The organism is Planktothrix sp. FACHB-1365, from assembly GCF_014697575.1.
In the GTDB taxonomy this organism is placed as follows: Bacteria; Cyanobacteriota; Cyanobacteriia; order Cyanobacteriales; family Microcoleaceae; genus Planktothrix.
Genome location: NZ_JACJSC010000001.1, coordinates 986,078 through 999,305, shown reverse-complemented (window position 1 = coordinate 999,305; position 13,228 = coordinate 986,078). Strand labels below are relative to the sequence as shown.

Sequence of the window (13,228 nt, the reverse complement as noted above, 5' to 3'; positions counted from 1 at the left end):
ACCTGAAAAAGTTGGAGAACAAAAAAGAATCAGAAATCAGCCAAGCCCAAGAGATAGTAAGGGATTGTCAGTTAAAAGGAAAAGTAATAACCTTTGATGCGTTGCACTGTAATCAGAAAACTGCCGCCCTCGTAATTGAGAGTGGAAATGATTATATAATGGCTTTAAAGAAAAATCAAAAAAAGTTATATGAGCAAGTCGAAGCGGTAATACAAAGTGAAAATCCTTTGAGTGTAGATGTGACTCATGAACACAGCCATGGCAGAAAAGTGACTCGAAAAGTTTCCATTTATCAAGTCAATAACAACTTCCACAAAGGCTGGAAACATCTGAAACTTGTGATTCAGATAGAAAGAAGTGGCACCAGAGGAAAAAAACCCTATCAAGAAAAAGTATATTATATCAGTAGTACTGTGAACGAGGCTCAAACGTTAGCTCAAATCATTAAAGGACATTGGGGGATTGAGAATCAATACCATTGGGTAAAAGATGTAATTTTTCAAGAAGATAAAAGCCGAATTCGTAACTTTCAAGCGGCGACCAACTTCTCAACTCTCAAAACTCTGGTGATCAATCTTTTCAGAAGTTGGGGTTTTGTATCAATAACAGAAGGACAACGGTGGTTAACGGCTCACTGGCACAAGATTTTTAGTCTGGGGGAACTGTTTCCCCTAAAATCCTGAAAATCATCGAGTTTTAGAGCGGTAAAAATCTAAATAAAATAGATGTAAGTCCTCTATACGAAAGCTTTAGAGAAGTTTTTGTTATTCACAAATCAGAAAAATTATCCCCTGAGCAAAACTCCCGACCATTCAGTTAGAATTACTCAGTTTTTTCGCCTCATTCGGCAAAAATTGGGGAGTCAAATTGAGTCCCCAATTTGGGAAAATGAAACAGCCCTGCTTAAAAAGGGGGGAACCGGAACTTCTTCGCTTTTCTTAAAAAGAAGGAACTGAAACTTCTTAATCTTTAAGTCCCCCTTTTTAAGGGGGATTTAGGGGGATCTAATCTAGGCTATAATCAGGGATTTTCGACTGAATTTAACACATAAAGCGCCGTCCTCCTATGGATTAATCCCCCATTTGACTAACTGTTGTTGGACTAAATCAATCGGATAAGCAATACCAAACCCTCCGGTGGTGAAAATTTCATCAGGAGGCGGCGCGGTAGCGGTGTTAGGATCAGTGGCAATATCCTCATCTGCAACCCTAACCATAATCCCAATCACCTCTTTTGTGGTTTCGTTAATTACAGGGCCACCGGAATTACCCGTAGCAACCACAGCACTAATAGTCACTTTATTAATACTATAATTCGTCACTTCTCCCCCAGAAGAATTCCAAGGGTCAGCATTAATCGGATGACCAATGACAATAATTTTAGTATTGCGACTGACTCGACCTGTACCCATTTTCAACGGTCGAATATCATCAGGAATTCCGGTAATTTTCAAAACCGCTAAATCCAGATTTGGGTCATTACTAATTTGTTCAACCGTCGCCGAAAAACGTCGCTTTTCGCCTTCAATTTCACTGAAAAACTCAATTTCAATCTTGGGACTGGGTTGGCGTTGTTGGTTAGCAATGACATGGCGGTTAGTCACCACCCAAATGGTATTTCCCTCCCGTTTCACCACCCAACCCGTCCCCCTTGTCGGCCCCTGTGTCCCTGGAATATCATTAGCAATAATCAATACCGTAGCGCGTAACTCATCCCGCAGGGGTTCCTGTTGTAAAGTAGGAACAAAGGCTAAATCACTCGCAGGCGGCGGGACATATTGGGGAGACCGTTGGGCCACGAGTCGTTGGGCTTCTTTTAAATTATTCTGGGCGCTGACAAAATTGCGGTCAAGGGCAATAGATTTTTGAAACTCTGCAATGGCTTCTGGCAGTTTCCCTTGTTTTTGTAGAGCATAGCCTAAATTATTATGGGCTAAGGTATGGACGCTGGCAGGACTTCCTTTTTGATCGGGTAAACTTAAAGCTATCCGGTAATTAGTAATTGCTGCTTCTAATTTCCCTTGGAGATGAAGCGCATTGCCCAGATTGTAGTAAGCAGCGGCAGATTTGGGGTCGAGTTGAATCGCTTTTTGGTAATAAGTAATGGCTTCTTCTCGTTTCCCTTGATCAGAAAGCGCAACACCCAGACCAACGTAAGCTGGGGCAAATTTGGGGTCGAGTTGAATCGCTTTTTGGTAATAAGTAATCGCTGCTTCTAGTTTCCCTTGTTTATAAAGCACATTGCCCAGATTGTGGCAAGCAAAGGGTGATTTGGGGTCGAGTTGAATCGCTTTTTGGTAATAAGTAATCGCTGCTTCTAGTTTCCCTTGGCCAGAAAGTGCAAGGCCTAGATTGTTGTAAGCTGGGGCATATTTGGGGTCGAGTTGAATTGCTTTTTGGTAATTAATAATCGCTTCTTCTAGTTTCTCTTGGCCAGAAAGCGCAAGGCCCAGATTGTTGTAAGCTGGAGCAAATTTGGGGTCGAGTTGAATTGCTTTTTGGTAATTAATAATCGCTTCTTCTAGTTTCCCTTGGCCAGAAAGCACATTGCCTAGATTGTTGTAAGCTGGGGCATATTTGGGGTCGAGTTGAATCGCTTTTTGGTAATAAGTAATCGCTTCTTCTAGCTTCCCTTGTTTATAAAGCGCATTGCCCAGATCCTTGTAAGCAATGACATCTTGGGGATTTATTCTAATAACTTGACGAAAGATAGTTTCTGCTTGGGAATAGTTTCCTGCGTCTTGTGCTGTGTTACCTTGTCTAAATAATTCCTCCACACTCTGCCCCAAACCAACAGGTGTATAACTCAATACAGAAAAAATCAGAACCAGAGGAAGCAATTTCGACTTTCGCACGTTTCACCCCCGTAGGGTGCGTAAGCCCAGCGCACGCACCAAAATAAATAGACTCATATCGTTATAGTTTAGCGTAGGTGTTAGCAGACGGGGGCATAAACTATATAGATAAGCGAGATTAAAGTCAGGGAAGGTTTAGGGGGTAACGTAGAGACGCGCCATGGCACGTCTCTACAGCCCGAAATGCGCGTTCAGGGCTAACGTGGATTAAGTTGACATTAATGAACTCGAACCCGTCTCTACGGGATTGATAAAAATTTATTGTTAAAATCAGATAAACTGTAAATAGGTATACTTTATCAATTCATTATTAATATTGTGTCTGCTCAATCAACAACGTTCAACGCTCAAGAACTCGCTAGTTTAGACGATCAGCTTTCTAATCGTTTTATTCATCTTGATCCGGCGGGATATTTTATTATTTATATTGATAAAGAAGCGAGGTTAATCTGTGCCGAACATTATACCAATGCTATTAATGAAAAAGGATTAGCCGTTGATCCTGAAACGGGAGAACCTTTTCCTTGTACCGGGAGTTTGAAGCGAACACCTACGACGGTTTTTAAAGCAAGAACCGCTAAAGAATTAGGGATTAAAATTACTGAAGAAACTCAACCCTGTCCGATCAGTTGTCTGGATCATGCGTTGTATTTAGGACGGGAATTTGTGAAGGCTGAAATTGCTTTAACCACAGGACAACCCTATATTCAAGACTAAATTATCTATGTTGTAGAGACGTTGTATACAACGTCTCTACAAAACAAAGCGGGAAACCAATTAGAGATCGCCGCCCCGAAAAGCCAATAACACGATGACTACGGGGCCAGCAATCACAATTAAACCCAACATTGTAAGCTGTGCAATAAGCTCAAAGTTGATATTGCCCAAAAAACTTGTAATTGCGTCCATTGTTCCTCCCAATTTGACCCAGTAAGATATTGAGTGTTTATAAAAATCAACCGTTGATCTTACCAGGCGATCGCACCATCATTTTAAGAATTTTCACAAAACGCAATACAACTCAACCCAGTCAAGCCGAATCACAAGCTACCATAGGGGAACAGAACTCAACCCCCCTGTGTTTGCTATGGTTACAACGGCAAATCTTTCTTCTCCTCCGACTCAGGATGAACTACCCTACTCCGATGGAGTTCCGATGGAAAGCCAACGTCACGTCCAGCAGATGACTCTGTTAATTCTGACCCTGCAACCTTGGTTAAACGCCCGAACAGATGGCTATGCCGGGGGTAATATGTTTGTGTATTTTAGTTTAGAACAACTCAAAAACCGAGATTTTCGCGGGCCTGATTTTTTTGCGGTGGTGGGTGTTCCCAAGGGAGAACGTAAAAGTTGGGTGGTTTGGGAGGAAGGAAAAGCCCCCGATGTGGTCATAGAATTGTTGTCAGAAAGTACGGCAAATACTGATAAAACCGATAAAAAATTAATTTATCAAAATCAATTACGAGTTTCTGAATATTTCTGGTATGATCCCTTTAATCCTGATGATTGGGCGGGTTTCTTCCTGCAACAAGGTGTTTATCAACCGTTAGTTTTGAACGAACATCAGCAATTTATTAGTCAATCTTTGGGATTATCATTAGTGCGTTGGTCAGGAATTTATCAAGGTACTGAAGCGGTTTGGTTACGTTGGGCGACGTTAGACGGGGAATTATTACCTTTAGGAGAAGAAATCGCAGAACAAGAGCGTCAAAATGCAGAACAACAACGTCAACGGGCTGAACAAGCGGAATCTCAACTGCGTCAAGTTGCTTTTAATTTATTACAAAATGGGATGAGTATTGATCAAGTTGTGCAAATCACGGGATTATCTCAAGAACAAATTCAATCAATATAATTAAACCGTAGGGGTGAGGTCTTCTCACCCTTAAGATTAGGAACGCAAAAGAGTTGAGTCCTGAAGGACTTACTACAATTTGTGCGAATTAACGTTAAGATAAAATACGAATAAATTATTGAGAATCGCTCAGGATACTGCTGTGACAGAAGCCAAGTCTTATAAAGATACCGTCAATTTGCCCCAAACCAAATTTGATATGCGGGCAAATGCTGTGAAACGGGAACCGGAAATCCAAGAATTTTGGGCTGAACAGGAAATTTATCAACGCCTGTCAGAAAATAACCCCGGTGAATTGTTTATTTTACATGATGGCCCTCCTTATGCAAATGGGGCGCTACATATTGGTCATGCTCTAAATAAAATTCTTAAAGATATTATTAATCGCTATCAAATTTTACAAGGTCGTAAAGTTCGTTATGTTCCGGGGTGGGACTGTCATGGTTTACCCATTGAATTGAAAGTATTACAAAACATGAAAGCGGGGGAACGTGAACAATTAACTCCCCTAACTTTGCGTTACAAAGCCAGAGATTTCGCCTTACAAACCGTTGAACAACAAAAAGCTGGTTTCAAACGTTATGGGGTTTGGGGTGACTGGGAACATCCCTATTTAACCTTAAAACCTGAATATGAAGCCGCCCAAATTGGCGTATTTGGAAAGATGGTTTTAGAGGGATATATTTACCGAGGACATAAACCCGTTCACTGGAGTCCGAGTTCTAAAACCGCATTAGCTGAAGCTGAATTAGAATATCCTGAAGGTCACGTTTCTCGCAGTTTATTTGCAGCCTTTAAACTGTTAACAGTGGCTGAACCCTTGCGGGAATTATTCACACCCTTTTTATCGGAATTAGGCGTTGCTATTTGGACAACAACCCCCTGGACAATTCCGGGTAATTTAGCCGTTGCAGTTAACCCGGCGTTAAATTATGCGGTGGTGGAAGTGGGGGAAAGTGAAAAACCTACGGCTTTTAAATATTTAATTGTAGCCGAAGATTTAGCGGAACAATTATCAACAACTTTGGGTTATCCCTTAACCGTTAAAGCCACATTTAAAGGCAAGGATTTAGAACATTCTACCTACAAACATCCCTTATTTGAACGGGAAAGTCCGGTCGTTATTGGTGGGGATTATATTACCACAGAATCGGGTACAGGATTAGTTCATACGGCCCCCGGTCATGGTCAAGAAGACTATATTGTGGGTCAAAAATATGGTTTACCAATCTTATCCCCCGTTGATGATCACGGAAACTTTACTTCCGAAGCGGGAAAATTTGAGGGATTGAATGTTTTAGGAGAAGGAAATGGAGCGATTGTTGAGGCTTTAACAGAAGTCAATTCTTTGTTAAAAGAAGAGCCTTATCAACATAAATATCCCTACGATTGGCGCACGAAAAAACCCACAATTTTTAGAGCCACAGAACAATGGTTTGCTTCCGTTGAAGGGTTCCGAGATGCCGCTTTAAAAGCCATTTCTGAGGTGCAATGGATTCCCGCCCAAGGGGAAAATCGGATTACTTCTATGGTGGCAGATCGCAGTGATTGGTGTATTTCTCGACAACGAAGTTGGGGGGTTCCGATTCCGGTTTTCTATGAGGAAGAAACCAACGAACCGCTATTAAATGAAAGCACGATTAATCACGTTCAAACGATTATTGCTGAAAAAGGTTCGGATGCTTGGTGGGAGTTATCGGTTGAAGAATTATTACCCGAAGAATACCGCAATAATGGTAAGACTTACCGCAAGGGAACCGACACAATGGATGTGTGGTTTGATTCCGGTTCTTCCTGGGCGGCGGTGGCGAATCAACGCCCAGAATTACACTATCCAGCCGATATGTATTTAGAAGGTTCTGATCAACATCGGGGCTGGTTTCAATCGAGTTTATTAACCAGTGTGGCTAATTATGGTCACGCTCCCTATAAAACGGTTTTAACTCATGGATTTGTTCTCGATGAAAAGGGGATGAAAATGAGTAAATCCTTGGGAAATGTGGTTGATCCAGCGATTGTGATTGAAGGGGGTAAAAACCAACAGCAGGAACCTCCCTATGGCGCTGATATTCTACGGTTGTGGGTGTCATCGGTGGACTATTCCTCTGATGTTCCTCTGGGGAAAAATATCCTCAAACAGATGGCGGATGTTTACCGGAAAATTAGAAATACTGCCCGATTTTTATTAGGAAATTTGCATGATTTTGATCCGAGTAAAGATAGCGTTAAATACGAAGAATTACCGGATTTAGATCAATATATGCTTCACCGGATTACGGAGGTATTTACGGAGGTAACGGAAGCCTTTGAAAGTTATCAATTCTTCCGATTCTTCCAGGTGATTCAGAATTTCTGTGTCGTGGATTTGTCGAATTTCTATTTAGATATTGCCAAAGATCGCTTATATATTAGTGGGGCTGATGGATTTCGGCGTCGCAGTTGTCAAACGGTCTTAGCGGTGGCGTTAGAAAATTTGGCAAAAGCGATCGCTCCTGTATTATGTCACATGGCGGAAGATATTTGGCAAAATCTCCCCTATTCTACGCCCCACAAATCGGTGTTTGAAGCGGGTTGGGTCACGTTAGAAAAACACTGGGAGAAGCCCGAATTAGGGGCGTTATGGCAACAGTTACGACAAATCCGTAGTGAAGTTAATGTAGTTTTAGAAAAAGCCCGTCAAGACAAAATGATTGGCGCATCTTTAGAAGCAAAAGTGTTGTTATTTGTGGCGGATGAGAATTTGCGTCAACAACTGCAACAAATGAACCCCAAAACAACTGCATTAAAAGAAAATAATGGGGTTGATGAATTACGATATTTATTCATCTGTTCCCAGGTTGAACTGTTAGAAACTTCTGAAGCTTTAAACGGGTTACAGTATTGTCAACAGTTAGAAGGTTTGGGAATTGGTGTTGTGAAAGCGGATGGGGAAAAATGCGATCGCTGTTGGAATTATTCGGTTCATGTTGGAGAATCAAAAGATGATCCTACAATTTGTGAACGGTGTGTTGAGGCGTTAGCAGGAACGTTTTAAACACTAGAAACAGAAACCGGGTTTCTCTCAGAAACCCGGTTTCTAATCTATTTATTTTCAAGAGGTAAAACTTAAATGAAAACGATTGAACTTTCAACAGCATCCCAATCTTTATCAGCTTATGCTGAAGAATTTAGTCAGGAAACCATTGTTTTAACAGTTAATGGAAAAGCCGTTGCAGCCGTTGTTTCTTTAGAAGGAGTTGATCCTGAATCTTTAGTATTAAGTACGAATCAAGAATTTTTAGAAATTATTCAAAATTCCAGAAATGAGTTTAAATCGAAAAAAACCCTATCACTTGAAGACATTAAAAAAGAATTTATTCACTAGGGAGTAAAATTGGTGTTGTGAAAGCCAAACTAGAAATCCAGGTTTCTCAAAGAAACCTGGTTTCTAATAAATAAAAATTAATTGATTTAAACCTTTAAGATTATGAAATCTATTAAAATTATTGTTGAAAAACATTCTGATGGTTATATTGCTTATCCTTTAGGAATTAAAGGTGTTGTTGTTGGGGAAGGAGAGACGTATCAAGATGCTTTAGTCGATGTTAATTCTGCAATTCGTTGTCATATTGAAATGTTTGGCGAGGAGGTTTTAGAAAAACAATCAGCTATCTTAGATGCTTTCATTGCTGAAGTGAGTGTTTAAATGACCAAGTTTTTTAATATTGAGAGATTAATTTATGAGTCAAGAATTAATGGATTTAAAACAAAGTATTATAGAAGGTCGATATGACGATGCTTTAGCGATCATAGATGAATGGGAATGGATGAGTAAAGAGCAAATTTTACAAAAAATTGAAAGTTTTTTAGTCCGGTTATTAGTGCATTTAATTAAAAATCAAGTCGAACAACGTCTAACCAATTCTTGGGTGGCTTCTATTAGAGATTCTATCTTAAAAATCCAACGATTGAATCTTAAGCCTAATAAAACATCTTATTATATTAAAATTAATGAGTGGGATAATGATTTAGAAAATGCCTTTAAAGATGCTATCTTTGAAGCTAGTGTGGAAGTACAAGCAGGGATTTATAAGCCGAATCAATTACGTCAAATGGTCGATAAAGTTGAGGTGATCAATACAGCGAAAAGATTAATTTCTTTGACCTATAATTATTCCACTGAAGGTTTGCGAGATGTGATTGATGATGAGTTTTGCAACTTACCTGGGGGTGAGGATTGGAATCAAAAGTAACATGAAATCTTTTCCTCTTTGATTCCTATTATAATACAAAAAAACAGGTTTTTACTCCCTTCTGATGGGTCAAAAACCTGATTTATCAATTAATGGTTTTGAATTGTAAATTGCTCTAACCTTCTTTTCTCGAAAAGGTTTCGGTAGCAAAACTCAAGCCAGAAGCAAAGTCTTCACCATAACCTTCTTCACCGTGTTGATCAACATCCAGACTTTGTTCTTCGACCATCGATTTAACACGCAATTCCATCAGAGAACCAAGAATCTTGACAATTACAAAAGTTCCAACAGCAGCAAAAATGTAAGTCGCCAGTACCCCAACAATTTGAGGGATTAATTGTCCTGGATTTCCATATAGCAGTCCATCAAACCCGGCTGGATTCACACTTTTTGTTGCAAAAACTCCGGTTAAAATAGCACCAATGGTTCCACCGACGCCATGAACCGAATAGGTATCTAAGGAATCATCAAATTCCAATTTCACCCGCCAACTCACCGCATAGAAACAGCAAACGGCTGTGATGGAACCGATTAAAATTGCACCAACGGGGGTAACAAATCCGGCGGCGGGAGTCACACCCACTAATCCTGCTAAGAAACCACTAGCAGTACCAACGGCTGTGGGTTTACCGCGTAAATACCATTCCACCAAAGCCCAAGTTAACCCTCCGGCTGATGTTGAGACCATGGTGGCGACAAAAGCAACAGTCGCTAAAGAACCAGCACCCAAAGCACTACCCGCATTAAAGCCAAACCAGCCAAACCACAACATCCCAATCCCTAACAGGACAAAAGGAACATTATGGGGGACATGGGGAATCACCATAAAATGCTTCCGAGAGCCAATCATCCAAGCCAGAATCACCGCCGAAACCCCAGAACTGATGTGAACAACGGTTCCGCCTGCAAAGTCTAATGCACCAATGGCTTGTAACCAACCCCGACCCCAAACCCAATGGGCCAAGGGGGAATAAATAAATGTAGACCACAGCAAGACAAACCAAAAATACGCTTTAAAGGTCATCCGTTCGACAATAGCCCCAGAAATTAATGCCGGGGTGATGATGGCGAACATCATCTGATACACCATAAACAACTGGTGGGGGATGGTTCCCGCATAGCCAATGGGGTCAGGAGCATCGACGGCGACGTTATGTAAAAAAGCCCAATCTAATCCACCAATGAAGCGTTCAATGCCTTGACCAAAGCCTTCTGAAACGGGAGTCGAGACATCAAAGGCAAGGCTATATCCCCAGAATACCCAGGTAACACCAACGATTCCCATCAAGATGAAACTCATCATCATCGTGTTGAGAACGTTACGAGATCGGACTAATCCCCCATAAAAGAACGCTAACCCCGGTGTCATAAACAACACTAAGGCGGCAGAAACCAACATAAAAGCTGTATCCCCAGAATTAATCGGGTTTTCTGTGGCTTCTTGTGCCCAAGCGGTTCCCGTCAGAGGGCCGACCAGCAGAGCGAATGCAACTAATCCAATAATTCCTAATTTTTTGAGCACGTTACTATTCTTTCCTATAACCAAAAATTATCCAGAGAGTGAATCTGTATTTTGCCCATTGGTTCCAGCAATCATTCTGTATCCTAAAATACAAAATACTAGGGATCACAATCTATTAACGTTTGGCATAGAAATAGTTAGGAGCCAGGAATTCATCAATTCTTCCCCGGCTCCCGTGGCTCCCCCTAACTACTCCTCATATTCCGGCATTTTCTTCTTCTCTGGAATATTAATTCGGGGGGGCTGATAGGGTTTAGGCGTTTCGTCATCATTCCAAGCATCGGAATCTACGTCATTTTCGTATTCATAATTTAACTCTCTGGCGTAGAGTTTTTGTTCCTGACGGGGAGGTTCAATGGGAACTAATTCCCGTTCTCGATAGCGATCATCTTCATCCCGTTCCACATCGCCCCAGTTATCTTCTTCTTCATACTCATCATAAATCGGTTGGGGTTGACGCAAGGGTTGAACGGGGGCGGGATGTTCTTCCCAAGCATCGTTTTCGTCCCAGGCTTCTTCCTGAGCCACAGCAGGGGCGCGACTAGCCCGTTGGGGAGGGGTTTGGGGAAGTCCGGTTCCTAACTGGTTGGCGGGTTTAACCGTTGGCGGATAATACATTCCCTCTTCTTCTTTTTCCCAAGGGGCCTCTCCCAAGCCTAAGCGTTCTAACAAACCCACAGACAGTTGTTGTAAGCGATCTTCTGATCCTTCAAACACAATTAATCGATTGGGGCCACTACTGACAATTTCCTCAATGGACAATTCGTAGGTGCTGATCACTTGGTCGGGAATTTGAGGTAGACCAATGGAGGCGATAATTAAGGATTCTAATTTGCCATCCTGGGTATCGAATCTGAATCCTCGGACTCGTCCTAACGGTTCTCCCGTTTCGGTGATCACTTCACTATTGATCAGGGTACTGTAGCCTTCTACATCCACGTCTTCTTCGAGGACGGTATCATCATCCACCAAAATTACGTCACCGATTTCGCGGACACTACTCAGGTACATAAATTTTGGCATTCCAGCGATCGCCAGAATATTATCGCGGATTCCGATCGCTACAATTTCACGCTGATCTACGTCTACCCATAATTGGCTCACGATCCCAAGTCGTTTACCTCTGTCACGGGTGATAACTTGAGTGCCGAGAATTTCGGAGCGTTGGCGGATATGTTCAGATGTCATGCTAGGCAGAATTTCAGTTTTAACTGTTAAAGATACAGATTACTCTACAAATTCTAATGGCGTAGATGCGTATCCATGCCATTAGTTTTTCGGGTTTTCTCTACAAGGTGGATAGTCCACCGATGATCCATTAGTTCTGATGCTATCAGAATATTTTGTTTTTGGTTCCTATCAGGGGGTAGAGCATCGTTAATCTGCTCCCTTCATTATAAATTAGCGTAGGCAGACAAAAATAGTGGCTCAGTTGCCGAGAAACTGTTTCCGGGTCTGCTGAATTCGCGTATAGGTTTAGCTTAGAGTTGTCAGGAATGCTACGCCCCCCTGCATTTTCTCCCAGGGGAGTTGAATGGGAAAGGTACAGGAAGAGACAGAAAAACGGCTAAAGTTTTCTCTAAAAATCTTATATGAAATCCAATTATAGATGCTACAGATGATCCTTCCTAACCCCCCTGTAGAGACGTGCCATGGCGCGTCTCTACTAGCCATGCTTAGTCTCTACAGGGGGGAATTTGTAGCATTCTTTTCGGGATTTCATATTACATCCCAGACCCGATGTTAAAAGATAGCGACAAAGAAGCACAGCTTATTGCTGAAGATAGATGTTTTTTAGAAAAAATAAAATACAGCACACTCTACCTATTCTGATGAATTCAAGGGAGTGTTAAGAATACAATGGATTTCCTAAAGTTTTGACCTGCTTTTTGCCGAAATGAGTAGAATCAGATTTTAGGAACTCATCAAATTTCATCCCTGAGTTAGAGGTTCAAAACATTGATTTTTCTTAAGCTAAGAGAGTAATAAAAGTAAATTCAATGATTTGAATGCCACTTTAGGAGTTATCAACATGAAAAAATTAATTCAAGCCCTACGCTCTATCTCCTTAAAAAGTATTGTCGGTGTTTTTTTAGCAGGATCATTACTGTTTATCAGTACCGCTTGTAGTAGTAATCCTCCAACGGCTCGGTTATCAGGAGAAGGAAGTATCAATGAAACACAAGGATACAAAAACGAACTTTATAAACCAGTTCAATCGAAACAAAAAGGGGGAATGTACCCTTACAGCGACACGGACAGCCCTAACCGCAAAGCTGAATTAAAAGGAAAAGCGTTAGTTGATAATGCTAAATCCAATATTAGTAAAGTCAACAATCCTCAAGAATTCGTTGAAAATTACAAAAATGGCAAGCCTTTTCCTGAACGGGTGAAAGATTTATCAGAAAGTATTGGTGACTCTGCTAGTGAAGTGGCGGACGATTGGAGAGGGGGAACCCAACGGGGACTTCGGAACCTCAAAAATAACGCCAAACAAGGTGTAGATCAAGCTCAGGACACCGTAGAAGATACCGGACGGGCGATTGAACGTTCCCTATAAATGGACTAGAAAATCAATTCAGTTGGCATATCTATCTAAAGGTAGATGTGTCAGCATATCTTGTCCGCTTATATTAAAAACACTATCGCACGTTCTCAATTCGCGCTTTCCCCAGTCAACCAAAAGCTGGGGATTTTTCATCAACAATCACGTCTCATTTTTCAGCTTGATCTGGTTAATAAATTTCATCACTTTTTTCCCATCC

12 protein-coding genes are annotated in these 13,228 nt (G+C 41.3%); 8 read left to right on the top strand and 4 right to left on the bottom strand.

Annotated features, from left to right (window positions below; genetic code table 11):
* Positions 1-683 (top strand): ISAs1 family transposase (locus tag H6G57_RS04245; RefSeq protein ID WP_190516228.1); only part of this gene is annotated, 683 nt, incomplete at its 5' end.
* A gap of 380 nt (positions 684-1,063) precedes the next feature.
* Here the strand turns inward: H6G57_RS04245 and H6G57_RS04240 are convergent.
* Entirely contained in the window at positions 1,064-2,854 is a 1,791-nt protein-coding gene (locus tag H6G57_RS04240; RefSeq protein ID WP_190516226.1) for a tetratricopeptide repeat protein, read from the bottom strand.
* Positions 2,855-3,172: 318 nt separating this feature from the next.
* On the opposite strand from H6G57_RS04240, the gene H6G57_RS04235 reads away from it, so the two are divergent.
* Positions 3,173-3,571: a DUF4346 domain-containing protein gene (locus H6G57_RS04235; protein ID WP_190516224.1), complete on the top strand. Its 399-nt coding sequence runs from the start codon at positions 3,173-3,175 to the stop codon at positions 3,569-3,571.
* Positions 3,572-3,631: 60 nt separating this feature from the next.
* On the opposite strand, the gene psb30 is transcribed toward H6G57_RS04235, so the two are convergent.
* Positions 3,632-3,763: a photosystem II reaction center protein Ycf12/Psb30 gene (psb30, locus tag H6G57_RS04230; RefSeq protein ID WP_083625499.1), complete on the bottom strand. Its 132-nt coding sequence runs from the start codon at positions 3,761-3,763 to the stop codon at positions 3,632-3,634.
* Between the two features lie 178 nt (positions 3,764-3,941).
* On the opposite strand from psb30, the gene H6G57_RS04225 reads away from it, so the two are divergent.
* The 5 genes from H6G57_RS04225 (at position 3,942) to H6G57_RS04205 (ending at position 8,941) form a co-directional block, all read left to right on the top strand.
* Positions 3,942-4,709, top strand: coding sequence for a Uma2 family endonuclease (locus H6G57_RS04225; protein ID WP_190516222.1), 768 nt, complete (start codon positions 3,942-3,944; stop codon positions 4,707-4,709).
* A 142-nt stretch (positions 4,710-4,851) separates the two neighbouring features.
* A complete protein-coding gene (ileS, locus tag H6G57_RS04220) occupies positions 4,852-7,743 on the top strand; it encodes an isoleucine--tRNA ligase (protein ID WP_190516221.1) in 2,892 nt (963 codons plus the stop codon).
* 75 nt (positions 7,744-7,818) lie between these two features.
* Complete coding sequence (locus H6G57_RS04215) at positions 7,819-8,073, top strand: type II toxin-antitoxin system Phd/YefM family antitoxin (RefSeq protein ID WP_190516219.1); 255 nt, start codon at positions 7,819-7,821, stop codon at positions 8,071-8,073.
* Positions 8,074-8,175: 102 nt separating this feature from the next.
* Positions 8,176-8,394, top strand: a complete 219-nt coding sequence (locus H6G57_RS04210) for a type II toxin-antitoxin system HicB family antitoxin (RefSeq protein WP_190516217.1) — start codon at positions 8,176-8,178, stop codon at positions 8,392-8,394.
* A gap of 34 nt (positions 8,395-8,428) precedes the next feature.
* Complete coding sequence (locus H6G57_RS04205; RefSeq protein WP_190516216.1) at positions 8,429-8,941, top strand: DUF29 family protein; 513 nt, start codon at positions 8,429-8,431, stop codon at positions 8,939-8,941.
* A 115-nt stretch (positions 8,942-9,056) separates the two neighbouring features.
* Here the strand turns inward: H6G57_RS04205 and H6G57_RS04200 are convergent, their stop codons facing one another.
* Both H6G57_RS04200 and H6G57_RS04195 read right to left on the bottom strand, forming a co-directional pair.
* Positions 9,057-10,463: an ammonium transporter gene (locus H6G57_RS04200; RefSeq protein WP_309235654.1), complete on the bottom strand. Its 1,407-nt coding sequence runs from the start codon at positions 10,461-10,463 to the stop codon at positions 9,057-9,059.
* Positions 10,464-10,652: 189 nt separating this feature from the next.
* Positions 10,653-11,651, bottom strand: coding sequence for a PRC-barrel domain-containing protein (locus tag H6G57_RS04195; protein WP_190516214.1), 999 nt, complete (start codon positions 11,649-11,651; stop codon positions 10,653-10,655).
* Positions 11,652-12,495: 844 nt separating this feature from the next.
* Here H6G57_RS04195 and H6G57_RS04190 point away from each other — a divergent pair.
* Positions 12,496-13,023, top strand: coding sequence for a DUF6658 family protein (locus H6G57_RS04190; protein WP_190516212.1), 528 nt, complete (start codon positions 12,496-12,498; stop codon positions 13,021-13,023).
* The last annotated feature ends 205 nt before the right edge of the window (positions 13,024-13,228 follow it).

Coding starts and splice junctions, on each gene's coding strand:
- psb30 (WP_083625499.1), bottom strand. CDS start 3,763: ATGGACGCAATTACAAGTTTTTTGGGCAATATCAACTTTGAGCTTATT.
- H6G57_RS04225 (WP_190516222.1), top strand. CDS start 3,942: ATGGTTACAACGGCAAATCTTTCTTCTCCTCCGACTCAGGATGAACTA.
- H6G57_RS04215 (WP_190516219.1), top strand. CDS start 7,819: ATGAAAACGATTGAACTTTCAACAGCATCCCAATCTTTATCAGCTTAT.
- H6G57_RS04210 (WP_190516217.1), top strand. CDS start 8,176: ATGAAATCTATTAAAATTATTGTTGAAAAACATTCTGATGGTTATATT.
- H6G57_RS04205 (WP_190516216.1), top strand. CDS start 8,429: ATGAGTCAAGAATTAATGGATTTAAAACAAAGTATTATAGAAGGTCGA.
- H6G57_RS04195 (WP_190516214.1), bottom strand. CDS start 11,651: ATGACATCTGAACATATCCGCCAACGCTCCGAAATTCTCGGCACTCAA.
- H6G57_RS04190 (WP_190516212.1), top strand. CDS start 12,496: ATGAAAAAATTAATTCAAGCCCTACGCTCTATCTCCTTAAAAAGTATT.